Raw genomic sequence first — 25214 nt, forward strand, 5'->3', positions numbered from 1 at the left:
CCCGTGCCTCACACTCAGACCGCTCGTCTCATGGACGGCACCGGCCTTGCCCGCAAGATCCTCGATCACAGCGCGGCCATGGCCACTGCCATCACACGACAGACCGGCACGCCCCCCTGCCTGGCGACCGTGCTGGTAGGAGACGACCCCGCATCGGCGACCTATGTCCGGATGAAGCGTGCACGATGCGAGAAGGCCGGCATCGCCTCCAGGCACCTGCACCTGCCTGCGACGACCACGACGGCGGAGCTCGTCGACGCCATCACGTCATTGTCAGAAGACCCCGAGGTGCACGGCATCCTGCTGCAGCACCCAGTGGGTGCTCACATCGACGAACGGGCCGCGTTCGAGGCCATCGCCCCGCACAAGGACGTCGACGGGGTCACGATGCGCTCGTTCGCCGCGATGAGCTTCGGCCTGCCCGGCTTCGTGTCCTGTACCCCGGGTGGCATCATGCGCCTGCTGGACCACTACGACGTCGAACTGGCCGGCAAACGCGCCGTCGTCGTCGGCCGCAGTGCGATCCTCGGGAAGCCCGCCGGGATGCTGCTGCTCGCCCGGGACGCGACCGTCACGTACTGCCACTCGCGCACCCGCGATCTGGAGTCGATCGTTCGGGAGGCCGACGTCCTGGTCGCCGCGGTCGGCCGCCCGGGCTTCATCCGCGGCGAGGACATCAAAGTCGGCGCCGTGGTGATCGACGCCGGTTACAGCCCCGGCAACCTCGGCGACGTGGACTTCGACGGCGCCGTGACCCGCGCCCGCCTCATCACTCCAGTGCCGGGCGGTGTGGGTCCCATGACCATCGCCATGCTGCTTTCCCAGACGGCCGACGCGGCCGCGCTGCAGTCGGGCCTCGCGCCCGCTGAGCTCGTCCCGCCGTCGTCGCCGGAGTGACAGCGCGGCGGCGTCGCCGGAGTGACAGTGCGGCGGCGTGACGGTGTCCCGCGTGCGACAAAGCGCGGCGGCGTCCTACCTGCGACAAGCGCGGCAGGCCACCGATCACCCGCGCCTTTGCCCTCGTCTCACCGTTTCCGTGGCCGTCCTTTCCTGATCATCCCTCCAGGATCCGGTCACGGATCGGCGCGGACCCCTAACGTGGAGTGAGTGAAACGACACCCCTACGTCGCACGCCCTCGGTCGCGCCTCGCCTACCAGTTGACGTACGCGATACGCCATCCGAAGAAGGTCTGGCCGCATCTGAGGCGCCTGGCCCGGGACGCGAAGCTGAGGACCACGACACGGGACCACGTCTCGTACTACCGCGAGGTCATGCGGGCCGACATCCAGGAGATGACAGCGGACGGCGCGATCGGCAGCCACCGTCGGTCGAGCTGGCTGCGAGTCGGCAAGATGCAGTTCGACTACCTGGTCAAGCACGGGCTCACACCGCAGGATCGGGTCCTGGACATCGGCTGCGGCAATCTGCGGCTCGGCTGGCGCCTCATCGAGCATCTCGATACCGGCAACTACTACGGCATCGACATCTCCCCCGAGATCCTGATGGCCGCCGCCGACACGCTCACGGAGCGCGGGCTGCAGTCGAAGCTTCCGCATCTGAGCCTGGTGAAGGACCTCACCTTCGCGTCCCTGCCCGAGGCGCACTTCACCGTGATCCACGCGCACAGCGTGTTCTCACACAACCCGATCGACGTGATCGACGAATGCCTGAGAAATGTCGGCCGGATCCTCCACCCGGACGGGTTCTTCGACTTCACCTTCGACCGAACGGAGAAGGCCGAGCATCATGTGCTTCGCGAGGACTTCTACTACCGGACGGAGACGCTCATCGGCCTCGCCGAGCAGCATGGCCTGAAGGCCGAATTCATGGCCGACTGGGAACGGTCGCGGCACAAGCAGTCCAAGTTGCGGGTCACGCATCCCCGATGATCGGGTGAACCGGGGACACAACCGGCCGCCAAATCCCGCAACGGTGCGTCCTCCGGCCTGAGACCATCGCGGCGGACATGGGCCTCTGTTTCGATTCTCACGGAATCGCGGGCGACTTCCGTGAGAATCGAAAGCCGACGCAGTACTGGTCGCGTACTCCCCTCCCGCTCCGAGAGGCCGTGCGTTCAACGGCTGCGCGAACCGATCGCGATCTGATCAACCTTCTGGTGCGGGACCCTGCGGTCACGGTGCAATGAGACCGTGAGTCGGCGACAAGGCACCTTTTCTCAGACACTTCGGTACGCGAGCGACAATCCGGCAGTCACCCTCTCCGCCGTGGTGGCCGGATCCGGGGCGTTCGGGTTGACGATCGTGGGGGCACTGTCCGCCGACAACCTGACCGTCGTGGCCGGAACAGCCGCCGGCAGCGTATTGCTGATCACCACGCAGTTCCTGTGGGCGTCCCGGAGAAGGCGCAAGGCGCTGGATCAGGCGGGAGAGGATCCGGGTGAGCGGCTGCGCCGTCGGGTCGAGGGCGTGAGCGCGGCGTTCGCCGAAGCGGTCACCCTCATGGACGACCTCCGGCGCGACGTAGAAGCTCAGCAGGCCACCCGCCAGGCGCTGATCACCGAGGCCGAACGCCAGCAGCAACTTCTCGCGGTCAACAGGGGCGAAGCCGAGAGGATCCGCGAAATCCTCCTCGGTGAGACCAAGGAGACCCTCCGCGCCGAGCGGAGGCGCGAATGGATGTTCTTCGTGTTCGGCTTCGCCGCCTCCACCGTCGTGTCCATCCCGATCGGCATCCTGGTCAACCGCATCAGCTGACCGGGCTGGGACCGGCCGTCCCCACCCCTCCTCCCGGCAGAGCACCAGGTGCTCGTGGTGCAGCACGCCGTCCCGGGAGAACAGCTCAACGGACGGAAGGGCCCGTCACAGCGCGGACGAAGATGAGGCGCTGGAAGCCCACTGGCACCCGTTTTCAGGCGTGGCGACAGCCCTGCTTGCCGCTCATGCCGGTCAGGGGATCAGAACGATCTTGCCGATATTGCGGCGTTCAGTGATACGACGATGTGCGTGTGCGGCGTGCGCGAACGGGACGACCGTGTCGATGCGCGGGGTGATGTCTCCCGCGCGTGCCAGGGAGACCAGGGCCTGGAGTCCTTCGCGCAACATCGTCGCCTGATCCCACAGATGACCGAGATTGACGCCGCTGATCGTGTGATTGCGATCCATCAGCCCCAGCGGGGTGACCAGCGGTACGCCGACCGCCTGCCGCAGGAGTCGGCCGAGGCTGCGCCGCTCACCACTGGCCAGATTGGCGAAGCCGTAGGCGACAAGCCGGCCCGCCGGGCGCAGCAGGGACAGCCCTTTCTTCCAGTCGCGGCCGCCCAGGGGATCGAGCACGACATCCACGCCTTGGCCGCCCGTCAATTCGCGGACCCGTCGGACGTAGTCGTCGCTGCGGTAGTCGATCGGATGAGTGCAGCCTTCCGCGCGCAGAACGTCATGCTTGGCAGCGGAGGCGGTGCCGTAGGTGACGACGCCGTGGATTGTCCCGCACAACTGCAGGACGGCGATCCCGACGCCACCGGCCGCCATGTGAACCAGCACTCGCTCGCCCGGCTGTACGGTCGCGACCCGGACCACCATGTGGTACGCGGTGAGGTAGTTGACGGGGATGGCCGCCGCCTGTTCGAAACCCAGTTCGTCGGGGATTTCCACTGCCTGCTCGGCCGGAAGGCAGGCGACGTCGGCATGACCGCCGAAACGCACCAACGCCATGACACGTGTCCCGACCGCAGGTGCGGTCACAGCGGTCATCGCCGGACCGAGCTTGTCGACGACGCCGGCGATCTCATAGCCGACCACACACGGCGGCTTGGGCGCGTCCGGGTACAAGCCCTGGCGGGCCATCACATCGGAGAAGCTCAGTCCAGCGGCCTTCACCCGGACCCGGATCTCACCTGGTCCCGGCTCAGGATCGGCCGTCTCCCGCACCGCCAGCACCTCGGGCGGGCCGACCTTGGTTATCCATACCGCTCGCATCAGGCTCCCTCAGCTCATGCTTGCCGGAGCCCGCCGCCATCCGCACTTGGCAGGATAAACCCCGCTCCCCTGCCGTCCAACACCTTGAGGGAACCCTGGAGATCGACAGCTCGGAGTCGGCTGCGCGTACGTCTACGGCCACTCAGCGAACGGGCAGGCCCGTCACCGCGCGGCCGATGATCAGGCGTTGGATCTCCGAAGTCCCCTCGAAGATCGTGAAGATCTTGCTGTCGCGGTGGAAGCGCTCCACCGGGTGCTCACGGGTGTAGCCGGCGCCGCCCAGGATCTGGATGGCCTGCTCGCTCACCCACACCGCCGTCTCGCTGGCCACGAGCTTGCTCATCGAGCCCTCGGCGTTGTCCAGCGGCCGCCCGTGCCTGGCCATCCAGGCCGCACGCCAGGTCATCAGCCGTGCCGCGTCGATCCGGGTGGCCATGTCGGCGAGGAGGAACGCCACCGCCTGGTTCTCACCGATCTTCCGGCCGAACTGCTCGCGCTCCCTGGCGTAGTCGCGCGCGTACTCGAAGGACGCCCTGGCCAGGCCGACGGCCATGGCCGCGACGAGCGGCCGGGTCGACTCGAACGTGCGCATGGCGGCCTGCTCGCCGCTTTTGGCCCCGGCACGGACTCTGGCCAGGCGGGCGTCCAGCTTCTCCTTGCCGCCGAGCAGGCACGAGCCCGGGACGCGCACGTGGTCCAGGACGACCTCGGCGGTGTGCGAGGCGCGGATGCCGTGCTTCTTGAACTTCTGCCCCTGGGACAGGCCCGGCGTGCCCGGCGGGACCACGAAGGACGCCTGGCCGCGAGTGCCGAGCGACGGGTCGACCGAGGCGACGACCACGTGCACGTTGGCGATGCCTCCGTTGGTGACCCAGGTCTTGACGCCGTTCAGCTCCCATTCGTCCGCCGCCTCGTCGTAGACCGCGCGGGTGCGGATCGAGCCGATGTCGCTGCCCGCGTCGGGCTCGGACGCGCAGAAGGCGCCCAGCTTGATGTCGTCGACGGAGCCGAACATCTGGGGCAGCCACTCCCCCATCTGCTCGGGCGTGCCGTTCGAGGCGAGGGACGCGGCGGCGAGGCCGGTGCCGACGATGGACAGGCCGATGCCCGCGTCGCCCCAGAACAGTTCCTCGAAGGTGGCCGGCAGGCCGAGTCCGGACTCCTCGAACCACTGCGAGGCGAAGAAGTCGAGAGAGTAGAGGCCGATCTTGGCCGCCTCCTGCAGGACCGGCCAGGGAGTCTCCTCCCGCTCGTCCCACTCCGCCCCGGCGGGACGGATGACGTCACGGGCGAACTCACGCGCCCAGTCACGTACCTCGCGAACGTCGTCACTCAGTTCGGGGTTGAAGCCCGTCGTGTTGTCGGTCATCGAGTCCTGCCCATGGAAAGCCGAAAGCGGATCAACGGAGAGGAATGCTACCGACCGGTAACCGGCTCCGAAAATTCACCCCCCGGTTAGGGAGTGGCCGACCCGTCGTCACAACCCCCTGCCGGCGTACTGCGGCACCGTCACCATCGGCGGGCGCTCGGCCACCGTGACGTCTCTGACCAGTGGATCGTGACCGGACAGACCTCGGCGGAACTGGGTCACCCGGGCCGACGGGACATGCAGGGAAACGATCTTTCCCTGCCGTTCGAGACGGGACCACGCGGTGTGCATGATCTGACCGGCCATCCCCCCGAGCGCCTCGGTCGACTGGTGGGAGTGCACCCGCCTGCCCAGGTCGACCTGGGCCAGGGCGTCGAGCCCGGCGAACTCGAGCAGGTCGATCAGTAAGGCCAGCTCGACGCCGTACCCGCTCACGAAGGGCACCCGCTCCAGCGCGCTGCGCCGTCCGGCGTACTCCCCCGACAGCGGCTGGACGAAGCCGGCGAGCAGCGGCCAGTGGAGGTTGAGCAGCGGCCGCGCGACGAGCTCGGTGACCCGCCCGCCCGCGCCCTGCACCCCGGACAGCGGCCTGTCGTAGCAGCCCTTCACGTACGCGACCGAGGGGTCCGTCAGGAGCGGCCCGAGCAGCCCGGTCACGAACGAGGTGCGGAACTCCCGCAGGTCGGCGTCGATGAAGACGACGAGGTCGCCCGTCGTCACCGCGAGCGACTTCCACAGCGCCTCACCCTTGCCGTCGAGGGGTTCCAGCTCGCACAGGATCTCGTCCTGCGCGAAGACCTTCGCCCCGGCCTGTACGGCCTGCGCCGCGGTGTCGTCGGTCGACCGGGAGTCGATGACGACGAGCTCGTCGACCAGGGGCACCGATTCGACGAGGTCACGCCGGATCGCACCGACGATCTCCCCCACCGTCTCGGCCTCGTCGCGCGCCGGGAGCACCACACTGATCCGCGTGGCCCCCTTGGCCGCCATCAGGGTGCCGACCGGCCAGTCGGCGGAGGACGTGGTGCGGCTGCGCAGCCAGGATTCGACCTCAGGCAGCACGCATGATCCTCTCGTCGCCCTGTGAGTCCACGGCCATCACCCTACGGTGCGCCGGTCCGACTCCGGAGCCCCGGGGACCCGGACGAGAGGGTGGTCAGGACGACGCATGGCGGTCGAGGAAGGCGTAGACGTCCGCCTCGTCGACGCCGGGGAACGAACCGGGCGGCAGAGCGGCCAGGATGTGCGAGTTCGCCAGGACCGAGGGCCAGGCGTACCCCTCCCACCGTTGCGCCAGATCAGCGGGCGGCCGCCGGCAGCACTCGCCGTTCGGGCAGTTGGACTTGGTCCTGCTGGTCGTCTCCCTGCCGCGGAACCAGCGCGACTCCCGGTACGGCACGCCGAGCGTGATCGCGAAGTCCTTCTCGTGCGAAGGGTCGACGTGGGCGACGCAGAAGTAGGTCCCCGTGGGGGTGTCCGAGTACTGGTAGTACAGCGAGAACCGGTCGGGCGACTGGAACACCTGCCGGCCGGACCACCTCAGGCAGAGTCGCTGCCCCTCGATGGCCCCCTGCTCGTCGGCGGGGAAGACGATTCCGTCGTTCTCGTAGGCCTTGTAGATGATCCCGCCCGCGTCGTTGCGCACGAAGTGGCACACGAGGTCGAGGTGACGGGTGGCGAGGTTGGTGAACCTGTGGGCCGCCATCTCGTAGGAGACCGCGAAGACGTCCCGGAGGTCCTCGACGGACAGCGCCTTGTCCTGCTTGGCCTCCAGCAGGTACGGCACGGCCGCCGTCTCCGGGACCAGGACGGCCGCCGCGAAGTAGTTCGCCTCGACCCGCTGGCGCAGGAAGTCGGCGAAGTCGCGGGGCTTGTGGTGCTGAAGCGCGAAGTGGCCGAGGGTCTGCAGCAGGATCGTCCGGGGCGTGTGCATTCCGAGCTGTTCGCGCTTGAGGTAGATCCGCCGGTTCCTGAGGTCGGTCACCGACCGGGCGGAGCGCGGCAGGTCCTGCGCCTGGTGGACGGTGAACCCGAAGTGCGAGACCAGCGCCTGGACGGTGCTCTCCGACAGCGCGCCCATCCGGTAGCCCACCGCCGCGAGGGCCTCGGCGGCGGCCTGCTCGATGTCCTCGAAGTAGTTGCCCAGCTCCCGCTGCTCGCGGCGCAGGTCGGCGTTGGCCGCACGCGCCTCCTCCGGGGTGGCCGTGCCCTTCGCCTCGCGCGCCTTGAGCTCGTCGAACAGGCCGAGGATGTGCTCCAGCACGTCGTTCGGCACCCGGGCGGAGACCTTGAGCCGGCTCAGTCCGAGGCTCGTGTAGAGCGGATCGCGCTGGGCCTCCTCCAGGGCGATCTCCAGCTGGGCCCGCCGGTTGGGCGCCTGCCTGCGGAGCAGTTCCTCGACGGGGACGCTCAGCGCGGCGGCCAGGGCCTTCAGCAGCGACAACTTCGGCTCGCGCTTGCCGTTCTCCAGGAGGGAGAGCTGGCTGGGCGCGCGCCCCACGCGCTCACCCAGCTCGGAGAGGGTGAGCCCACGTTGCCTGCGCAGGTGCTTCAGGCGTTGACCGAAGGCCAGAAGGTCCAGCTCCTGCGTCAAAGACAGTGGTTCTTCACCCAGCAAGGACGGCATGGCTCGATCCTAGGCGGAATTTCCTCCATTTTTCCAGCCTCTCCCGTGCCTCTGTGCTCAGATTGGTCTAGTCCATGCGGAAAGACTTGCGATTCTTCTCCTTGAAATACCGGCAGGTATTCGATTTAGGGGAATTCTTTTCGTTCTTTCGACACATCTCGCCTTGTTGATCTCTATCGCCGGGAAGAAACTCGGAACAAGCACCCAGGTGACGGCAGAGCACGCAACGAGGGAGTGACGGACATGTCGGACCGCATCGCCGCAGAGGCCGAGCAACTACGCCATGAATGGGAGACCGACCCCCGCTGGAAGGACGTGGAGCGCACCTACACGGCCGAGGACGTGGTCCGGCTCCGCGGCTCCGTGCAGGAGGAGCACACGCTCGCCCGGCTCGGCGCCGACCGGCTCTGGCGCCTGCTCACCTCCGAGGAGTACGTCCACACCCTCGGCGCGCTGACCGGAAACCAGGCGGTCCAGCAGGTGAAGGCGGGCCTGAAGGCCATCTACCTGTCCGGCTGGCAGGTCGCCGCCGACGCCAACCTCGGCGGGCAGACGTACCCGGACCAGAGCCTCTACCCCGCCAACTCGGTGCCCGCCGTGGTCCGCCGCATCAACAACGCGCTCCTGCGCGCCGACCAGATCACGTGGTCGGAGGGTGACGACGACGCCCCGCACTGGCTGGCGCCCATCGTGGCCGACGCCGAGGCCGGCTTCGGCGGCGTGCTCAACGCGTTCGAGCTGATGAAGGGCATGATCGCCGCCGGTGCGGCGGGTGTGCACTGGGAGGATCAGCTCGCCTCGGAGAAGAAGTGCGGCCACCTGGGCGGCAAGGTGCTGATCCCGACCGGTCAGCACATCAAGACCCTCAACGCGGCGCGCCTCGCGGCCGACGTCTGCGGAGTCCCCACGCTGGTCATCGCGCGGACCGACGCCCAGGCCGCGACGCTGATCACCAGCGACGTCGACCCCCGCGACCGCCTGTTCACGACGGGCGAGCGCACGGCCGAGGGTTTCTACCGGGTCCGCAACGGCGTCGACGCCTGCATCGCGCGGGGCCTGGCCTACGCGCCCTACTCCGATCTCCTCTGGATGGAGACCTCCACGCCGGACCTCGACGTGGCGCGCGAGTTCGCCGAGGCGATCAAGGCGCAGCACCCGGACCAGATGCTGGCCTACAACTGCTCGCCGTCGTTCAACTGGAAGAAGCACCTCGACGACTCGACCATCGCCAAGTTCCAGCGCGAGCTCGGCCACATGGGGTACAAGTTCCAGTTCATCACCCTGGCCGGCTTCCACTCGCTGAACTACTCGATGTTCGACCTCGCCCGCGGTTACGCCGAAGAGGGCATGACCGCCTACGTCGGGCTTCAGGAGGCCGAGTTCGCCGCCGAAGGACGTGGTTACACCGCCACCCGCCACCAGCGCGAGGTCGGCACCGGATACTTCGACCTGGTCAGCACGGCCATCGCGCCGGACTCCTCGACCACCGCCCTCAAGGGCTCCACCGAGGAGGAGCAGTTCGCCGAGGCCCACTGATCACTGATCAACTCGGGCACAGTGATCGATGAGGCTCACTGACCCCGGCGACGGCACTGCCGGTCGGAAACCCAGGCCCCGTCACGGAGCCGCAGGTCACCCCTCGGGATCTGACGGCCACCGGCGGGGCCTGACCGTGCCCGGACGCGCACGCCCGGGCCGGCGCAGGGTGACGCGCGTCAGGCCCGTTCGGCCCGGGCGTACCAGCGGCCGTCGACCGAGTCGAGCCGGAGCGGCCGGCCGAAGCAGTCCGACAGAGCGGGACCGGTGAGGACCTCCTCCACCGGACCTGCCGCGAGCACACGCGTGTCCTTCATCAGCAGCGCATGGGTGGTGGTGGCGGGCACCTCCTCCAGGTGATGCGTGACCAGGACGGTCGTCAGCCCGTCACGCGTGCTCGCGAGGTCTTCCAGCGCCTCGATCAGGTCCTCCCGCGCGGGCAGGTCGAGGCCGGCGAACGGCTCGTCGAGAAGCAGGATCGCCGGGTCGGCCATCAGCGCCCTCGCCACCCGGATCCGCGCCTTCTCCCCCTGGGAGCAGACCAGAAAAGGGCGGTCGGCCAGCTCCTTGCAGCCGAGATCGGCCAGCATCCGGTGGGCCCGCTCCCTCTCGGCGTCCCCGTACCGGTCCCAGAGCGGCGCGCTGGTCCCGGTGTGCCCGGTGAGGACCACCGTCAGCGCCGTCGCGGCCTCCTCCTCGAGGAGTGCCTCGTCGACCAGCCGCTGGCTGGCGGCCACCAGCCCGATGTCCCGCCGCAGCTCCCGCAGGTCGGTCCGGCCGAGCCGCCGCCCCAGCACCGTGGCGCTTCCCGAGCTCGGGTGGCGTACGGCCGCGGCCACCGAGAGCATCGTCGTCTTGCCGGCGCCGTTGGGTCCCAGCAGAACCCAGTGCTGCCCGTGATCCACCCTCCAGTTCACCTCGGACACCAGGGTGCGGCCGACCACGCGGACGGTCATGTCGTTCAGTTCGAGCGCTGCCTCCATGCGCCCAAGGATGCACCACGCCCGTGTGCGGTCAGCCTCACGGGGGGACGGGGGTCGGGCTCGGAGTGGGGCTCGGCTCTGGGCTGGGCACGGGCGAGGGGCTCGGCTGTGGTGGAACGCCGCTGTCGTCGGGGGACGGCTGGGGGCCGGCGGGAGACGACGGCGCGGGCGTCGGCGGTCGCGACGGGCCGCAGTCCTTCGCCCGGCCCGCCCGGGAGAAACACGGGTCCACCGGCGGGAGCGACGGCCACGGCGCCTCCACCCTCACGACGGGAACGGCCGCCGTCGCGGTGACGGTCGTGCGGATGACCGGGTTCGGCTCGGTCGCCGACGGACGCGGAGGCGGCGGCGTCTGCTGGGGAACCGACGCGCCCTCGTCCCCCGGCATCACCACGGGGGCGGGGGGCGGCGGCTCGGTGTCGCCTCTGAGGCGCGCCACCCCGGACCCCGTGGCCACCACGGTCATCGCGGCGATCGTGACCGTCGCCAGGGCCGCGAACCCGGCGTGGGTGACGTGGCCGCCCGCCCTGCGGCGCGACGTCCGGCCGGCCGGACGCTCGGCCGTGTCCTGCTCGTCGTTCTCCGGGTACGGCACCGCCTGCCAGATCTCCGCCATGATGCGGCCGACGGCGTGGCGGACGTCTCCCGGCATGGCGATCCCGCCCACCGCGAGCAGCGCGGACAGCAGTTCCCCGGCGTCGGGGCGTTCGGCGGGCTCCTTGCGCAGCGCCGCGGAGACGCTGTCCCAGAGCAGCCTGGGCACGCCCGCGATGCGCGGCTCCTCCACCAGGATCCGCCGGCTGACCACGTCGAGCTCCCCCGTGCCGAACGGATGGAGTCCGGTGGCGGCGAAGGCGACGAGGCAGCCCCACGAGAAGACGTCCGAGGCCGGGATGGCGGGGCCGCCGGTCAGCCGTTCGGGGGCGACCCAGCCGGGGCTGCCCATGATCTGGCCCGCCTGGGTGTGGGCGGTGGCGGTGTCCACGTCGCGGGCGATTCCGAAGTCGATGACGTAGGGACCGCGGGGAGAAAGCAGCACGTTCGCCGGCTTGAGGTCGCGGTGGACCAGGCCGGCTTCGTGGGTGGCGAGCAGGGCGGCCGCCGCGCCGAGCGCCACGCCGTACGCGAGATCGGGGGTGAGCGGTCCGCCGTCGACGACCACCTGGGAGAGCGCGGGCCCGGGGATGTACTCCGTGACCAGGTAGGGCCGGTCGCGGTCGAAGCCGTCCTCGATCACGGTCGCGGTGTGGAAGGGCACCACGCGCCGGGAGAACTCGGCCTCCTCGGCGAACCTCGCGCGGAGCGTGGGGTCCGACAGGTGCATCGAGTGGGGGGTCTTCACCGCCACCAGGCCGCCCTCGGGACGCTCGGCCAGGTAGACCACGCCCATGCCGCCGCTGCCGAGACGGCCGAGAAGCAGGTACCGCCCGATGATCACCGGATCGCCCACCGTCAGCGGCCGCACGCCCCGGGGCATGCCGTTCTGGGGGCCGTTTCCGCCACGCGCCATCCGGAAGCTGCCTCTCTCACGGAAGTACCGCACAGCACACTGTGCTCTCTTGGAACGCGCCAGGGGCGGTACTGACCGGAAGCGGCATGCGAGGTAAGGCCAATGGCACCTTTAGGTAAGGGGAATACGGGAAACCGCAGGTCACAAGCGTCTCATTGGTTACAAATGGCTACATCACGCGGCTTCCTGCCCCGGTTGCGCGGACCGCGCCTCGACCGCTCCGATGAAGCGGGAGATGTGCTGGAAGACCAGTCGCGCCTCGGGGACGACGTCGGCGAGGATCGCGAAGACGTGGGGCATGCGGTTCCACTCTTCGTAGGTCACCGGGACGCCGTTCTCCCTGGCGCTGAGCGCGACCCGGCGGCCGTCGTCACGAAGGATCTCCGTGGAACCCGTCACGATCATGAGCGGGGGGATGCCGGTGTAGTCGCCGAACACGGGCGACACCAGGGGGTCGCGGCAGTCGAGGCCGTCGGTCCAGCGCCGGGCCAGCCAGTCCACCCGGCCCGCGGGCAACAGGGGGTCGGCCCAGCAGTTGACCCGCCTGCGCACGTCACTGAGGTCGGTCCAGGGCGACATGCAGATCGCGGCGGCGGGCAGCGGGCGCCCCTGGTCACGCAGGGAGAGCAGGGTGGCGAGGGCCAGGTGGCCGCCGGCCGAGTCGCCGGCGAACAGGATGTCCTTGGGGGCGTGCCCCCGGTCGAGCAGGAACTGGTAGGCCTCGAGGGCGTCGGTCAGCGAGTGGGCGAGGGTGTGGATCGGTCCCTGCCGGTAGTCGATCGCCAGCACCGGCCGCTTGGCGACCGCCGACAGCCTCCAGGTGATCGGGCGATGCGTGGCGGCGGAGCAGATGAAGTAGGCGCCGCCGTGAAAGTACAGCAGCACCTTGCTCTCATCTACGTCGTCCCCGCCCCTCACCCACTCGCCCGCGCAGGACTCGAATCGCTCCTGTCGTATCGTGACGTGCTTGGGGAGGATCCCGGGAACCCGCTCGCCGAGACAGATCAACCGGCTGGCCACCGCCATGCCGGTCGTGTTGCGGAGGAGGATGGTGGAGATCGGTTTCATCGTGCCGCGCAGGACCCCGTTGAGCGCTGCCGCCTGCCAGCTGACCGGATATTCCGGATGAATGTCCGTGTCGATCTCATCCGACATGCAAACCTCCCAAAAGGGACATACCCGGCTAGGCAATCGTTCTACCGGTTGGTACGTTTCTCCCGCCTTACAGAGTTGTTACAGAGCGGTAACGTTCACAGTGCGAGGATCCCCCCGATATGAGCGAATATGCCGGAATCCCGCTGGTGAGGAAGCTCGGGATCAGGCCGGGGCATCTCGTCCGGCTCTTCGGGACCCCGCCCGATCCTTCGGAACTGGGCATCGAGGGCGACGACGGCCCCGGGCCGTACGACGTGATCCTGCTCTTCTGCCGCGACGAGGCGGCGCTGGCGCGGTGGTTCCCGGCGGCACTGGAGACGCTCGCACGCGACGGCGGGCTCTGGGTCTGCTGGCCGAAGAAGTCGAGCAGGGTGGCGACCGACCTGTCCGACGACAGAGTCAGGACCTTCGGCCTCGGCCAGGGCCTGGTCGACAACAAGGTCTGCGCCGTCGACGCCGTCTGGTCGGGGCTGCGTTTCGTCTATCGCCTGGCCGACCGATGACTTAAGATCAGCGGGTTCCCCGGCCTTGGAGGTGCCCGCTCTTCACCCTCTATGTGCGGCTGATCGGTTTCGGCTTCCGCAGGCACGCGACCTACTGGGCGGCCGCGGCGGCGGGCGCGTTCACCAACACCGTCTTCGGGATCCTCCGCGCGTACGTGCTGATCGCCCTCTGGCAGGCGCGGCCCGGCCTCGGCGGATACGGGGTCGTCGAGGCGGTGACCTTCTGCTTCCTGACCCAGTCGTACATCGGGCCGATGCAGGTTTTCGGCGGAGGCCTGGACCTCCCCCAGCGGATCCGCACCGGAGACGTCGCCCTCGATCTCGTGCGCCCCGCGTCGCTCCAGCTCTGGAGCCTTTCCGAGGACCTCGGGCGGGCCGCCTACCTCTTCGTCGCCCGCAGCGTCCCGCCCACCCTGGTCGGCGCCCTGCTGTTCGGCATCGTGCTCCCCGCGGGCCTGGCCACATGGGCCGCGTTCATGGTCAGCTTCGTCCTCGGCGTCGTCGTCAGCTTCGGCTGGCGTTACCTGGTCGCGCTCGCCACCTGCTGGGTGATCGACGACCGCGGGCTCTCGGTCCTCTCGATGATCCTGACCACGTTCTTCAGCGGTCTCATGCTGCCGCTGGTGATCTTCCCCGGCTGGCTGGGCACGCTCGCGCGGGCGCTGCCCTGGGCGGCCATGGTCCAGGTGCCCGCCGACGTGTACCTCGGGAAGACCCCGGTCGCCGGCTCCCTCGCCTTCCAGGCGTTCTGGGCGGCCGTCCTGCTCGGCGCCGGCGCCCTGGCCACGGCCGCCGCCCGCCGCAAGGTGGTGATCCAGGGTGGTTAGGACGTACCTGCTCCTGGTGTGGGCCTGGACCCGCGCCGCCGCCCAGTACCCCGTCTCCTTCGCCCTCATGACCGTCGGCGGCTTCGTCACCAGCGGCCTCGACATCGCCGTGATCTGGGTGATCTTCACCAACACCACCAGCCTCGGGGGCTTCGACCTCAGCGAGGTCATGTTCCTGTACGGCACGGCCGCCCTGTCCTTCGCCCTCGCCGACCTGTTGTTCAGCAACGTCGAGCGGATCAGCCAGCACATCAGGGCCGGCACGTTCGACGTGATACTCATCCGGCCGGTGAGCCCGTTCGTGCAGATCGCGACCGAACGGTTCGTGCCGCACCGGATCGGCAAGGTGATCCAGGGCGCCGCGGTCCTCGTGTTCGCGCTGGCCCGCCTCGACGTCCCCCTCGAACGCGGCTGGATGATCCCCGTCATGGTCGCCTCCGGCACGGTGATCTTCACGGCGCTCTGGGCGCTGGGCGGCGCGGCGCAGTTCCTGCTCACCAACGCTCCCGAGGTGGCCAACGCCTTCACCTACGGAGGCGCGACCCTCACGCAGTACCCCCTCAGCGTCTACGGGGGAGAACTCGTCCGCGGCGTCACCTACGTGCTGCCGCTGGCGTTCGTGAACTGGCAGCCGGGACTCTACGTGCTCGACCGGGACGATCCGCTCGGCCTGCCGTACTGGCTGCGTTTCCTCTCGCCGGTCGCCGCCGCCGCGATGGCGCTCGTCGCGGTCCTCGCATGGCGCGCCGGCGTCCGCCACTACCGATCGACAGGGAGCTAGATGATCGAGGTCGACCGCCTCGGGCGGACGTTCAAGGTGCGCGGGACGGTCGTGCACGCCGTCCGGGACCTGTCCTTCGCTGTCGAGGCAGGAGAGTTCGTCGGCTACCTGGGCCCGAACGGGGCGGGGAAGTCGACGACGATCAAGATGCTCACGGGCATCCTCGCGCCCACCTCCGGCCGCCTGCGGGTGGCCGGGCTGGACCCCTCACGCCGCCGTACGGCTCTCGCGCGCAAGATCGGCGTTGTCTTCGGCCAGCGGACGACGTTGTGGTGGGACCTGCCGCTCAAGGACAGCTTCGAACTGGTCCGACTCCTTTACAAAGTAGATCGCGCGGTGTTCCGCAGGAGACTGGACGAGCTGTGCTCGCTCCTCGACCTCGGGGACTTCCTCACCACTCCGGTGCGCCAACTCAGCCTCGGGCAGCGCATGCGGGGCGACATCACCGCGGCGCTGCTCCACGACCCGCCGATCCTGGTCCTCGACGAACCCACCATCGGGCTGGACTTGGTCAGCAAGGCGGGCGTGCGCGACTTCCTGCGGCGGCTCAACGCCGAGCACGGCACGACGATCCTGCTCACGACCCACGACCTGGGCGACATCGAGCAACTGTGCCGCAGGGTGATGCTCATCGACCACGGCCGGCTGGCCTTCGACGGGACGGTCGCCGGCCTTCGGGCGATCGTGCCGGGCGAGGCCTCCATCGAGGAGGCCGTCACCCACCTCTACCTCAGTAGCCGACGGTCTCCTCGTACTCCTCCTCATCGTCCCGCACCGGACCCGCCCAGCGTGACGGCATGAGCACGGGAACGAACAGGGCCACACCGAGCATGCCCAGAATGCCGGTGGACAGCAGGGTCAGCATGCCCCGGCCGGCCTCCGCGACCTCCACCTGGACGGACGGGCCCGTCGGGGCGAGCCCGGTGGCCCGGGAGACATCGAGGATGTAGACCACGGTCCAGGCCAGCAGCACCAGGGACGGGACGAACGCGGCCAGCGGCGAGACCCTGGTGACGAGCACGACGGCAAGCAGGAGGCCGACCAGGGCCATCACGCCGATGGCGGTCAGAATCCGCCAGTCCCTGGACGGATCGAGGTTCTGAGCCGCGCCTCGGATCACCTCCTGAGACGCCCAGCCGGCGCCGAGGAGAACGGCCGCGGTCATGAAGACGCCCAGCAGCAACCCGAAGAAGTGCCGCATGCACACCACCTTGTCCAGAGGTTCGCGGCAACCATAGCGACAAAGCGCTACAAAGAGCACCCCACTTGAAGAGTTCGGTCAGACTGGTCCCAACCTGGAGTCCTGCCGAGGAACCGGACCCCTTCGCCTACTCCGCGAGTCCCGTTAGCATCCTCGTGACGCGAGGAGATCGACATGCTTCCCGAGCACGGCAGGACCGCGCAGGACCTGCTCGCCGAACTGTCCGCACTGAAGGCCGCCGATCTCCCGGTCCGCGGCGGCAAGGTGACGGCGTACGTCTACGACACGGGACGGCCGGAGGTCCACGAGACCGCCCACCGCGCCTACGCCGAGATGCTCGAGGTCAACATGCTCGACCCGACGGCGTTCCCCAGCATGGTGGCGATCGAGAAACAGGTCGTCGGCGCGGTCGCCGAACTCCTCGGACGGCCGGGCGCGCCCGGGATCTTCACCAGCGGCGGCACCGAGTCGATCATGCTGGCGGTGAAGGCTGCCCGCGACCACGGCCCGGGCGGCGGGGAGATCGTCCTGCCGGTCACCGCCCATCCCGCGTTCCACAAGGCGGCCCACTACCTCGGCCTGGACGTGGTGCCGGTGCCGGTGGACCCGGTCACGTTCACGGTCTCCCCCGCGGCGGTCGAGGCGGCGATCACCGGCAGGACCGTGCTGGTGGTGGCGTCGGCGCCGTCCTACCCGCAAGGTGTGATCGACCCCGTCGAGGAGATCGCCGCGCTGGCCTCGGCGAGGGGGGTGCTCTGCCACGTGGACGCCTGTGTGGGCGGCTGGCTGCTCCCCTGGCTCCGGGAGGCGGGCGCCGCCGTCCCGCCGTTCGACCTGAGCGTGCCCGGCGTGACGTCGATCTCGTGCGACCTGCACAAGTTCGGCTACGCCCCCAAGGGCGCCTCGGTGCTGCTGTTCCGCGACGCCGAGCTGCGCCGGAGGGCCTACTTCGCCTCGGCGGCCTGGCCGGGCTACACGATCATCAACGCGACGGTGCAGAGCTCCCGGTCGGCCGGCCCGCTCGGCGGCGCATGGGGGACGCTCCAGGCCCTCGGGGCCGAGGGCTATCGGGAGCTGGGCCGTACGACCCTGGAGGCGACCCGGCGGCTGGTCAAAGGAGTGGCGGCGATCCCGGGCCTGCGCGTGCTGGGCGAGCCGGAGGCGTCACTGGTCGCGATCGCGGGATCCGACGACGTCGACGTCTTCGTGGTCTCCGACGAGGCCAGGCGACTCGGCTGGTTCCTCCAGCCGCAGCTGTCGTACGCGGGGATCCCCGCCAATCTGCACATCACCGTCACCGGGGTCACGCTCGCGGGCGTCGACGCCCTGCTCGAGGTGATCGCCGCCGCCACCGAGGCCGCGCGGACCCGGGGGCCGGCCGTGGTCCCCGACGGCCTTCCCGAGCTGATCTCCGGGCTCGACCTCGACGCCCTCGACGACGCGACCTTCGCCGAGCTCGCCGCGTCCGTGGGCGTCGACCTGCGGGGTTCCGGTTCGGACGGCGCCGCACAGCCCGAGATGGCCGTGGTGAACGCGGTTCTCGACGCCCTGCCCGCCGCGACCCGCGAGGCGATCCTGGTCCGCTTCCTGTCGGTCATGTACTCCTGACGCCCGGACTGGAAGCGCCCGACCTCACGCGTCCCTGAGCCGCCCAACGGCGGCGAGTGCGGCACGGGCGCCGGCGGCGTCGTGGACGCGGAAGACCCGTGCTCCCTGCACGGCCGAGACGGCGAGGGTCGCCAGCGTCCCCTCATGCCGTCTCTCGACGGGCAGCCCGCCGAGCGCCTCCCCCACGAAGTCCTTGTTGGACACGGCCACCAGTACGGGCCAGCCCGTCGCGACCAGTTCCCCGAGCCGCCGGGAGACCTCCAGCGAGTGCCAGGTGTTCTTGCCGAAGTCGTGGGCGGGGTCGATGAGCACCGCGTCCCTGCGGACCCCCAGGGAGACCGCCCGCTCGGCCAGGGCGGTGGTGTAGCCGATCACGTCGGCCACCACGTCGGCGTAGCCGATCCGGTGCGGCCTGGTCCGCGGCTCCACCCGGCCGGCGTGGGCGCACACCAGCCCGATGCCGTACGCGCCGGCGACCTCCGCCAGCCCGGGGTCGACCCCGCCCCAGGTGTCGTTCAACAGGTCGGCGCCGGCGTCCGCGACCACCTTCGCCACCTCGGACCGCCAGGTGTCGACGCTGATGATCACATCGGGATGGCGGGCGCGGACGGCCGCGACCACGCCGGCTACCCGGTCGATCTCCTCCGCGGGGCCGACCACGTCGCCGGGCCCGGCCTTCACCCCGCCGATGTCGACGATGTCGGCGCCCTCGTCGATCAGGCGCGTGGCCGCGTCCACCGCGGCGGTGAAGCCGAACGTCGCCCCCCTGTCGTAGAAGGAGTCGGGTGTCCGGTTGACGACAGCCATGACGGCGAAGTCGCCCGGCCCGAACGTGCGGCCCCGAAGACGCAGAGCAGAGGGAGTAGACATCGTGGCCACACTACTCACTCGGCGCCGACCGCGCGTTCCGGTGGTGGAACGGTCCAATCATCGTGCCGCGGATCAGGCGGCCGAACCGCCCTCGGCCATGGTCAGGAAGTCCTGCGCCACCGCGGTCAGCCGCTTGCGGGCGTGCACCACAGCGATGATCTTCTTGAGCTGGGGATCGAGGGATCGGACCACCAGGCCCGTCCGGGCCGCCTGGTCCGCCATGCCGCGGTACCACAACAGGGACGCCTTGCCGTCCCGGACCGCGCGCAGCCAGCCGCCGCGCTCGTCCGACTCCACCGCCGGGATGGGGCGTACGCCGTAGGTCGCGAAGATGTGGTCGAACTCCCGCCGCCGGGGGCTTCCCGGCGCGGGCAGGACCAGCCTGAGGCCGTTCAGCCGGGTCAGCGGGACCGGATCGGGCAGGTCCGCGCCGGGGGGCGAGATCAGCACGATCTCCTGGCGTTCGACCGGATGGCTGACGAGGTCGGTCGGCACCGGGAGGTCGGTCAGGCCGAGGTCGGCGCGCTGCTCGCGCACGGCGTTCACCACGGCGTCACGCCCCTCGCACCGCACGATGTGCACCCGGACGTCCGGATGCTCGGCCACGTACGCGGGCAGCAGGCGCCCCGCGAGGCCGGGCTCGAGACTCGGGGTCGAGGCGACCCGGAGCTCCGCACCCGACGACGGGGTGTTCGTCGCCAGCGCCTCGATCTCATGGACGGCGTCGAGCGCCTCGCGCGCGAGCTTGACGACGCGGCGGCCCTGGGCCGTCACCACCACGCCCCTGCCCGAGCGCGCGAAGAGCGTCATTCCGAGCTCCCGCTCAAGGTCCCGAATCGCGCGGGAAAGGGCGGGCTGCGCGATGTAAAGCGATCTTGCGGCATCGGTCATGGTGCGGTGCTCCGCGGTGGCGACCACATAACGGAGCTGCTGCAGATTCATACGAAAAACGCTAGGGCAGACGAGCCCGGCGATTCCGGAACATCGCAGAGATCACCTCGGACGATTACGCATTGTGCCCGGTTGCTGCTACTTCCGTGACGGGTGAGAAATCAGTGACATTTGTCGTACATTCGGCGCACTTGGGCGGGGTGTCGCCGGACAGCGCACCCGAAGATCCACACATGCCTCACTTCTTGTCGAAACCCGGAAAATGGCTTCTTTTCGATAACTATCGAGAGGGATGAAGAATAACGCCGGACTTGTCCGAATTTATGGCTACAATCCCGTGCCAAGCTTTTACGGGAGGGGAGCCAGTGGTGAGTCAAGCCTCACGGGGGACGGCTGACAAGACCGGAGGCAAGCAGGGACCACGTCCCACCGGCGGAAGACCTCGATTCGTGCGCCCGGTGACGACCGGCTCCTTGATCGGGTGGACGGCTCTGTCCGCGGTGATCCCCGGAGCGGCGCACCTGAGAGCGGGCAAACGGACGGCGGGGTTCGTCCTGCTCGTCGTCTTCGGCGCCGTGCTCGCCGGCCTCGTGGTCTTCGGCCTGCAACTCACCCAGAACGCGGGCGTCGCGCTCAGGGACAGCACCCTCAACGCCGTCATGATCGGCGCGGCGGTGTGCGCGCTCGCCTGGTTCGCGCTGATCCTGTTCTCGTTCATGGCGCTTCGCCCCAGCCGTCTCCCCCGGGGCGGCCAGGTGGTAGCGGGCATCATGGTCGGCGTCCTGTGCATCGCGGTGACGGCCCCCTTCGCCTTCACCGCCAGCACGGTCAAGACCGCGAACGACCTCCTCGACGCCGTCACCGCGCCCGACATCGCCTCACCCGGTGTGACCGCCTCCCCCATCAGGGCCGAGGACCCGTGGAACGGGCGCAAGCGGGTGAACTTCCTGCTGCTCGGCGGTGACGCGGCGGGCAACAGGATCGGCGTGCGGACCGACTCCATGACCGTCGCGAGCGTCGACATCGCCAGCGGCAACACCGTCCTGATCAGCCTCCCGCGCAACCTGCAGTACGTGCGCTTCCCCCCGTCGAGCCCGCTCCACAAGCAGTTCCCCAACGGGTTCGACGCGGAGGGCCAGGGCCTGCTCAACTCGGTCTGGTACTACGCGGACAACAACCCCCAGGTCATGGGTGGGAAGAACCGCGGCGCCCAGGCGCTGCGCGACGCGATCAGCTACACGCTCGGCCTGCACATCGACTACTACGCGATCGTCGACATGTTCGGCTTCGCGGCGCTGATCGACGCCGTCGGCGGCCTGAAGATCCGGGTCGAGCGCGACGTCAAGTGGGGCGGGCACTTCGGCACGGCGGGCACGATCAAGGCGGGCTACCGGCAGCTGGACGGCGAGCAGGTGCTCTGGTACGGCCGGTCCCGCGTGGACAGCGACGACTACTCCCGGATGGCCCGTCAGCGCTGCGTGATCGGGGCGATGGCGCAGCAGATCACTCCGGCCACCTTCCTCGCCAACTTCACCAAGATCGCCGCGGCGGCCCGGCACATGTTCCGCACCGACATCCCCCGCGACCTGCTGGAACACCTGGTCCCCCTCGGCCTGAAGGTGAAGGCCGCCAAGATCACCAGCCTCCAGTTCGTGCCCCCGCTGATCTACAGCGGCGACCCGGACTGGAAGAAGATCCGCACCCTCACCACGGAGGCGATCCGGGAGTCGACGGCCGACACGGGAACCGTCGCCGCCGACGCGACGGCGGGGGCGACCCCCAGCGCGACGAAGACGAAGAAGCCGCGCGCGACGCCCACGTCCAACCAGGACGCGGCCAAGAGCCTCGACGAGTTGTGCGGCTTCTAGCCAGGCGACTTCCAGACGGGCGACTTACAAGACGACTTCCAGACAGGCCACCCGGTGTCCCCGCCCCGGCGGGGCACCATGACAGGGGCGGAAGGAATCGGGGAGGCGGGGATGGCGGCACCCCTGTGGGTCGTGTCGGGGCCGCCCGGCTCGGGTAAGTCGACAGTCTGCTCGATCCTCCTGCGCAGGCTCCGTCCCGTGCCCGCGCTCCTGGACAAGGACACCGTCTACGGCGGATTCGTCGCGGCCACACTCGCGGCCAACGGCCGGCCGCAGGGCGAGCGCGAGGGCGCCTGGTACGACGAGTACGTCAAGCGGCACGAGTACGCCGGGCTGACCACGACCGCCCGGGAGATCCGCTCGCACGGCTGCCCGGTCATGCTCAGCGGGCCGTTCACCGGCCAGGTGCACGACGCCGCACGCTGGCGCGAATGGGCGGCGGAACTCGGCGGCCCCGACATCCATCTCCTCTGGATCCGGTCCGACGGTCCCACCCTGCGTGACCGGCTCGAAAGACGGGGCTGGCCGAGGGACGCGGGAAAGCTCGAGCGGTTCGAGGAGTACCTGAGGGCGATCCGCGTGGACGAGCCGCCCGCCGTGCCGTACATCGAGGTCGACAACCGCCTCGGCGCACCGGCACTCGAAGACCGGCTTCGTGACCTGACTCCCTAGCGCGGCGGCGTTCGCCCTGATGCACCGTGACGCCGCCGCGGGCATGTCACCCGATGATCCTCGTGATCGTGGGGACGGACGGCGCCGTCGAGCGCGGTCCGCGAGCCCGTGCGGCTCGAGGACGACGGCCTCCTCGCCGTCCTCGGCTGACCCGCCGCCGGCCTACCGCGAGTAGTGCTCGACGACGAGCTGCTCGTCGACGGGAAGCACGATGTGCTCGCGGACGGGCCGTTCGACCAGCGTGAACCGCAGCTCCTTGTGGTCCACCGAGAGGTAAGGAGCGATGCGGTCGTCGGCGTAGACGCCCTCGGAGGCGGCGACGAACGGCTGCATCGCGCGGGACCGGGCCCGGACGGCCACGACCTGGCCCGGCTTGACGAGGTAGCTGGGGACGTCGACCTTGCGGCCGTCGACCGTGATGTGACCGTGGTTGACGTACTGCCGGGCGGCGTAGATGGACGGGGCGAGCCCGGCGCGCAGCACGAGGGAGGCGAGCCGGGTCTCGAGGATGACCAGCAGCTCCTCCCCGGACCGGCCCGGCCTGCGGACCGCGAGGTCCCAGTACCGGCGCAGCTGCTTCTCCGAGACGTCGTAGTACCAGCGCAGCTTCTGCTTCTCCAGCAGCCGCATCCCGTAGTCGCCGCCGTTGCGCCGGTTGGTCTTGCGACCGTGCTCTCCAGGCGGGTACGGCCGGGCCTCGAAGTACTTGACCGCCTTGCGGGTCAACGGAACGCCCGCCCGGCGCGACAACCGCACCTTCGGCCCTGTGTAACGCATGTACGCCGCCTTCCCAAGTTAGCTAATCCTTACTAAGGTAAGCCTAACCTAATCGTCTGACGGCACTCAAGGAGAGTCATGCAGCACCCCGTCGCGGCGGCCCCGATCCCCGAGCGGGTCAGGACCCTCGCCGCCATGGCCGCTCCGACCCACGTGTCCATCGCGGAGGCCGACCTGCCCGCCTGCCAGGCCCGCGGGGGCGTCGACGCGCAGGGCAGGCCCGTGCTGCTGGTCAAACCCGGCGAGGCCCTGTACGGCTCGGCGCCGGAGACCGTGGTGACCGTCGACCTCGTGGCGACACGCGTCGTGGCGGGCGGCGAGAAGGCCCGCGGCCTGCTGAAGGTGCGGGGATGGACCCAGACCGTGCCCGAGGACGAACTCCGCGACACCGCGATCGCGATCGCCGAGAGCTGCCCGGACGAGGACCTGTTCACGGCGCTGGAGGGCGGCGCCCCCCGGCTCGTGCGCGTCGACGTGGCCCACGTCGTCTACCTGACCGGGCAGGAGTCCGGACTGCTCGACGCCGAAGAGTACCTGGACGCCCGGCCCGACCCCTTCCTGCACGCCGCGGAGCGCATGATCCGTCACATCAACGAGGCCCACCGGGACCAGCTGGCCCAGGCGACCGCCGTCCTGATGGGAGAGCCCGCGGCCGACGCCTGGCTCTGGGAGCTCGACCGTTACGGCGCCACGATCAAGTCGGCCGCACCGGGGGCGGAGCCCGCCGCGGCTGAGGACCGGTTCGTCCGCCTCCCCTGGCCGATTCCCGCGGCCAGCCCGCAGGCACTCGAGTACGCCCTGCGCTGCCTGCTGTTCCCTCGTCCGCACGACCACGCGCGGGGCCGCTGAGACGGTCGGCGACCACACTGCTGCGACGTCGGCCCCGCTGCTGAGACTGTCGGCCTCGCCGTTGAGGCGGCCGGCGGCCCCGCGCTCAGGCGGTCAGCCGCCGGCCGCGTCCACCGCGTCGGCCGACAGGACGTGGTCGAGGACCATGAGCGCGCACCCGGTCAGGCCCGCGCCGGGGCCGAGGGTGCTGCGCTCGATCCTGAGGCTGCGGGTCGCGAGCTGGGTCGAGCGCTGGTAGATGACCTCACGGACGCCTGACACCAGCGGCTGGAACATCTCCGCGATGTCGCCCCCGAGCACCACGACGGCCGGATTGAGCAGGTTCACCGCGCCCGAGATCACCTCGCCCAGCCAGCGCCCGGCCTGCCGTACGACCGCCATGGTCTCCGCGTCGCCCGCGCGGACCAGCGCGGTCACGTCGGCCATGGTGAGGACCTCGCGGCCCTTGGCACGCAGGTCACGCAGGATGGCGGTGCCACTGGCGACCGAGTCGACGCAGTCGAGGTTGCCGCACCGGCACAACACTCCCCCGCCGTCCCTGACCGGGATGTGACCGATCTCGCCGGCCGCGCCCAGGGCGCCGCGCAGGATGCTTCCCCCGGAGATGACACCCGCACCGATCCGGGTGGAGATCTTCACGAAGAGCAGGTCGTCGAGCTCCGAGGCGTAGACGACGCGGTGCTCCCCCATCGCGATGACGTTCACGTCGTTGTCGACGAGCACGCGGACGGGAAATCGCTCGGCGATGATCGGCGGAATGACCACACCGGTCCAGCTCGCCATCACCCGGGCGCTCTCGGTGCGCCCGGCGGCGAACTCCACGGTCGCGGGCACGCCGAGGCCGACTCCCACGACCGGCGCCTGCCCGTCGAGCAGTTTCTCCCACGTGTCCATGAGCAGGGGCAGCACGACGTCGGGCCCCTCCTCGACGTCGATGTCGAGATCGGTGCGCAGCAGCACGTCACCGGCGAGATCGCAGATCGCGATCTGGGTACGGCTTGCGCCGAGCGAGGCCACCGGGACCACGCCGCCCGCCGCGTTGAAGCGCAGCCGGACCGGCGGGCGCCCTCCGGTCGAGGGCCCCTCCGCGTCCTCCACGATCAGGCCGCGGCCGAGAAGCTCCGACACCCGCAACGCAACGGCGGGCCGCGACAGCCCCGTCACGCGCCCGATGTCGGCGCGCGTGAGGGCCTCCCCGCTCCTGATGAGCTGGAGGACTTCCCCGGTGGTTGCAAGTCGTGACATCTACGGA

24 protein-coding genes are annotated in these 25214 nt (G+C 69.8%); 12 read left to right on the top strand and 12 right to left on the bottom strand.

Annotated elements, in window-relative coordinates:
* Positions 1-3 precede the first annotated feature (3 nt).
* The 3 genes from Pph01_RS35285 to Pph01_RS35295 all read left to right on the top strand — a co-directional run bounded on the left by Pph01_RS35285 (position 4) and on the right by Pph01_RS35295 (position 2715).
* On the top strand, positions 4-897 hold the full coding sequence (locus Pph01_RS35285) for a bifunctional 5,10-methylenetetrahydrofolate dehydrogenase/5,10-methenyltetrahydrofolate cyclohydrolase (RefSeq protein WP_239117246.1): 894 nt from the start codon (positions 4-6) through the stop codon (positions 895-897).
* Between the two features lie 210 nt (positions 898-1107).
* The gene (locus tag Pph01_RS35290; protein WP_204077559.1) at positions 1108-1890 is read left to right on the top strand and encodes a class I SAM-dependent methyltransferase; all 783 of its coding nucleotides are present in this window, start codon (positions 1108-1110) and stop codon (positions 1888-1890) included.
* A 336-nt stretch (positions 1891-2226) separates the two neighbouring features.
* On the top strand, positions 2227-2715 hold the full coding sequence (locus tag Pph01_RS35295; RefSeq protein ID WP_204077560.1) for a hypothetical protein: 489 nt from the start codon (positions 2227-2229) through the stop codon (positions 2713-2715).
* A 192-nt stretch (positions 2716-2907) separates the two neighbouring features.
* Here the strand turns inward: Pph01_RS35295 and Pph01_RS35300 are convergent, their stop codons facing one another.
* The 4 genes from Pph01_RS35300 to Pph01_RS35315 form a co-directional block, all read right to left on the bottom strand.
* Positions 2908-3888, bottom strand: a complete 981-nt coding sequence (locus Pph01_RS35300) for a synaptic vesicle VAT-1 family membrane protein (protein WP_204077561.1) — start codon at positions 3886-3888, stop codon at positions 2908-2910.
* A 190-nt stretch (positions 3889-4078) separates the two neighbouring features.
* Positions 4079-5305, bottom strand: a complete 1227-nt coding sequence (locus tag Pph01_RS35305) for an acyl-CoA dehydrogenase family protein (RefSeq protein ID WP_204077562.1) — start codon at positions 5303-5305, stop codon at positions 4079-4081.
* Between the two features lie 108 nt (positions 5306-5413).
* Positions 5414-6367, bottom strand: coding sequence for a glucosyl-3-phosphoglycerate synthase (locus Pph01_RS35310; protein WP_204077563.1), 954 nt, complete (start codon positions 6365-6367; stop codon positions 5414-5416).
* Between the two features lie 94 nt (positions 6368-6461).
* On the bottom strand, positions 6462-7931 hold the full coding sequence (locus Pph01_RS35315) for an XRE family transcriptional regulator (protein ID WP_239117247.1): 1470 nt from the start codon (positions 7929-7931) through the stop codon (positions 6462-6464).
* 243 nt (positions 7932-8174) lie between these two features.
* On the opposite strand from Pph01_RS35315, the gene aceA reads away from it, so the two are divergent.
* Positions 8175-9467, top strand: a complete 1293-nt coding sequence (gene aceA / locus Pph01_RS35320; protein ID WP_204077564.1) for an isocitrate lyase — start codon at positions 8175-8177, stop codon at positions 9465-9467.
* A 179-nt stretch (positions 9468-9646) separates the two neighbouring features.
* On the opposite strand, the gene Pph01_RS35325 is transcribed toward aceA, so the two are convergent.
* The 3 genes from Pph01_RS35325 to Pph01_RS35335 all read right to left on the bottom strand — a co-directional run bounded on the left by Pph01_RS35325 (position 9647) and on the right by Pph01_RS35335 (position 13115).
* Positions 9647-10450, bottom strand: coding sequence for an ABC transporter ATP-binding protein (locus Pph01_RS35325; protein WP_204077565.1), 804 nt, complete (start codon positions 10448-10450; stop codon positions 9647-9649).
* Positions 10451-10487: 37 nt separating this feature from the next.
* Positions 10488-11960, bottom strand: coding sequence for a serine/threonine-protein kinase (locus Pph01_RS35330; RefSeq protein WP_204077566.1), 1473 nt, complete (start codon positions 11958-11960; stop codon positions 10488-10490).
* Between the two features lie 174 nt (positions 11961-12134).
* Complete coding sequence (locus Pph01_RS35335) at positions 12135-13115, bottom strand: alpha/beta hydrolase (RefSeq protein ID WP_204077567.1); 981 nt, start codon at positions 13113-13115, stop codon at positions 12135-12137.
* Between the two features lie 119 nt (positions 13116-13234).
* On the opposite strand from Pph01_RS35335, the gene Pph01_RS35340 reads away from it, so the two are divergent.
* Genes Pph01_RS35340 through Pph01_RS35355 form a run of 4 tightly spaced genes read left to right on the top strand, consistent with a single transcriptional unit; the run spans position 13235 to position 16027 of the window.
* Positions 13235-13618: a DUF3052 family protein gene (locus Pph01_RS35340; protein ID WP_204077568.1), complete on the top strand. Its 384-nt coding sequence runs from the start codon at positions 13235-13237 to the stop codon at positions 13616-13618.
* Between the two features lie 53 nt (positions 13619-13671).
* Positions 13672-14445 carry an ABC transporter permease gene (locus tag Pph01_RS35345; RefSeq protein WP_204077569.1) on the top strand — a complete coding sequence of 258 codons (774 nt, stop codon included), beginning with the start codon at positions 13672-13674 and terminating at the stop codon, positions 14443-14445.
* Positions 14438-15226: an ABC transporter permease gene (locus Pph01_RS35350; protein ID WP_239117248.1), complete on the top strand. Its 789-nt coding sequence runs from the start codon at positions 14438-14440 to the stop codon at positions 15224-15226. The genes Pph01_RS35345 and Pph01_RS35350 overlap by 8 nt, the downstream gene beginning before the upstream one ends.
* Positions 15227-16027: an ABC transporter ATP-binding protein gene (locus Pph01_RS35355; protein WP_204077570.1), complete on the top strand. Its 801-nt coding sequence runs from the start codon at positions 15227-15229 to the stop codon at positions 16025-16027.
* Here the strand turns inward: Pph01_RS35355 and Pph01_RS35360 are convergent.
* Positions 15957-16427: a hypothetical protein gene (locus tag Pph01_RS35360; RefSeq protein ID WP_204077571.1), complete on the bottom strand. Its 471-nt coding sequence runs from the start codon at positions 16425-16427 to the stop codon at positions 15957-15959. The two genes, Pph01_RS35355 and Pph01_RS35360, sit on opposite strands and share 71 nt — an antisense overlap.
* Positions 16428-16601: 174 nt before the next feature.
* Between Pph01_RS35360 and Pph01_RS35365 the strand changes: the two genes are divergently transcribed.
* Positions 16602-18035: a pyridoxal phosphate-dependent decarboxylase family protein gene (locus Pph01_RS35365; protein WP_204077572.1), complete on the top strand. Its 1434-nt coding sequence runs from the start codon at positions 16602-16604 to the stop codon at positions 18033-18035.
* A gap of 24 nt (positions 18036-18059) precedes the next feature.
* Here the strand turns inward: Pph01_RS35365 and folP are convergent, their stop codons facing one another.
* A complete protein-coding gene (gene folP, locus Pph01_RS35370; protein ID WP_204077573.1) occupies positions 18060-18905 on the bottom strand; it encodes a dihydropteroate synthase in 846 nt (281 codons plus the stop codon).
* A gap of 72 nt (positions 18906-18977) precedes the next feature.
* Complete coding sequence (locus Pph01_RS35375) at positions 18978-19847, bottom strand: LysR family transcriptional regulator (RefSeq protein WP_204077574.1); 870 nt, start codon at positions 19845-19847, stop codon at positions 18978-18980.
* Between the two features lie 398 nt (positions 19848-20245).
* Between Pph01_RS35375 and Pph01_RS35380 the strand changes: the two genes are divergently transcribed.
* Together Pph01_RS35380 and Pph01_RS35385 are read left to right on the top strand one after the other, a co-directional pair.
* Positions 20246-21664: an LCP family protein gene (locus Pph01_RS35380; protein WP_239117249.1), complete on the top strand. Its 1419-nt coding sequence runs from the start codon at positions 20246-20248 to the stop codon at positions 21662-21664.
* Between the two features lie 111 nt (positions 21665-21775).
* Positions 21776-22336: a P-loop nucleotide/nucleoside kinase family protein gene (locus Pph01_RS35385; RefSeq protein WP_204077576.1), complete on the top strand. Its 561-nt coding sequence runs from the start codon at positions 21776-21778 to the stop codon at positions 22334-22336.
* Positions 22337-22498: 162 nt separating this feature from the next.
* Here Pph01_RS35385 and rpsD read toward each other — a convergent pair whose 3' ends face one another.
* Positions 22499-23113 (bottom strand): 30S ribosomal protein S4, encoded by a 615-nt coding sequence (gene rpsD, locus Pph01_RS35390; protein WP_204077577.1) that lies wholly within the window; start codon positions 23111-23113, stop codon positions 22499-22501.
* Positions 23114-23191: 78 nt separating this feature from the next.
* On the opposite strand from rpsD, the gene Pph01_RS35395 reads away from it, so the two are divergent.
* Positions 23192-23962, top strand: coding sequence for a DUF2470 domain-containing protein (locus Pph01_RS35395; RefSeq protein ID WP_204077578.1), 771 nt, complete (start codon positions 23192-23194; stop codon positions 23960-23962).
* 93 nt (positions 23963-24055) lie between these two features.
* On the opposite strand, the gene Pph01_RS35400 is transcribed toward Pph01_RS35395, so the two are convergent.
* Positions 24056-25207, bottom strand: a complete 1152-nt coding sequence (locus tag Pph01_RS35400) for an ROK family transcriptional regulator (protein WP_204077579.1) — start codon at positions 25205-25207, stop codon at positions 24056-24058.
* Between the last annotated feature and the right edge of the window lie 7 nt (positions 25208-25214).

The organism is Planotetraspora phitsanulokensis, assembly GCF_016863295.1.
Taxonomy (GTDB): Bacteria; Actinomycetota; Actinomycetes; order Streptosporangiales; family Streptosporangiaceae; genus Planotetraspora; species Planotetraspora phitsanulokensis.

Excerpts from the sequence above, each read along its gene's own strand:
- Pph01_RS35305 (WP_204077562.1), bottom strand. The coding sequence starts at position 5,305 with ATGACCGACAACACGACGGGCTTCAACCCCGAACTGAGTGACGACGTT.
- Pph01_RS35315 (WP_239117247.1), bottom strand. The coding sequence starts at position 7,931 with ATGCCGTCCTTGCTGGGTGAAGAACCACTGTCTTTGACGCAGGAGCTG.
- aceA (WP_204077564.1), top strand. The coding sequence starts at position 8,175 with ATGTCGGACCGCATCGCCGCAGAGGCCGAGCAACTACGCCATGAATGG.
- Pph01_RS35325 (WP_204077565.1), bottom strand. The coding sequence starts at position 10,450 with ATGGAGGCAGCGCTCGAACTGAACGACATGACCGTCCGCGTGGTCGGC.
- Pph01_RS35330 (WP_204077566.1), bottom strand. The coding sequence starts at position 11,960 with ATGGCGCGTGGCGGAAACGGCCCCCAGAACGGCATGCCCCGGGGCGTG.
- Pph01_RS35335 (WP_204077567.1), bottom strand. The coding sequence starts at position 13,115 with ATGTCGGATGAGATCGACACGGACATTCATCCGGAATATCCGGTCAGC.
- Pph01_RS35340 (WP_204077568.1), top strand. The coding sequence starts at position 13,235 with ATGAGCGAATATGCCGGAATCCCGCTGGTGAGGAAGCTCGGGATCAGG.
- Pph01_RS35355 (WP_204077570.1), top strand. The coding sequence starts at position 15,227 with ATGATCGAGGTCGACCGCCTCGGGCGGACGTTCAAGGTGCGCGGGACG.
- Pph01_RS35360 (WP_204077571.1), bottom strand. The coding sequence starts at position 16,427 with ATGCGGCACTTCTTCGGGTTGCTGCTGGGCGTCTTCATGACCGCGGCC.
- Pph01_RS35365 (WP_204077572.1), top strand. The coding sequence starts at position 16,602 with ATGCTTCCCGAGCACGGCAGGACCGCGCAGGACCTGCTCGCCGAACTG.
- folP (WP_204077573.1), bottom strand. The coding sequence starts at position 18,905 with ATGTCTACTCCCTCTGCTCTGCGTCTTCGGGGCCGCACGTTCGGGCCG.
- Pph01_RS35375 (WP_204077574.1), bottom strand. The coding sequence starts at position 19,847 with ATGAATCTGCAGCAGCTCCGTTATGTGGTCGCCACCGCGGAGCACCGC.
- Pph01_RS35385 (WP_204077576.1), top strand. The coding sequence starts at position 21,776 with ATGGCGGCACCCCTGTGGGTCGTGTCGGGGCCGCCCGGCTCGGGTAAG.
- rpsD (WP_204077577.1), bottom strand. The coding sequence starts at position 23,113 with ATGCGTTACACAGGGCCGAAGGTGCGGTTGTCGCGCCGGGCGGGCGTT.
- Pph01_RS35395 (WP_204077578.1), top strand. The coding sequence starts at position 23,192 with ATGCAGCACCCCGTCGCGGCGGCCCCGATCCCCGAGCGGGTCAGGACC.
- Pph01_RS35400 (WP_204077579.1), bottom strand. The coding sequence starts at position 25,207 with ATGTCACGACTTGCAACCACCGGGGAAGTCCTCCAGCTCATCAGGAGC.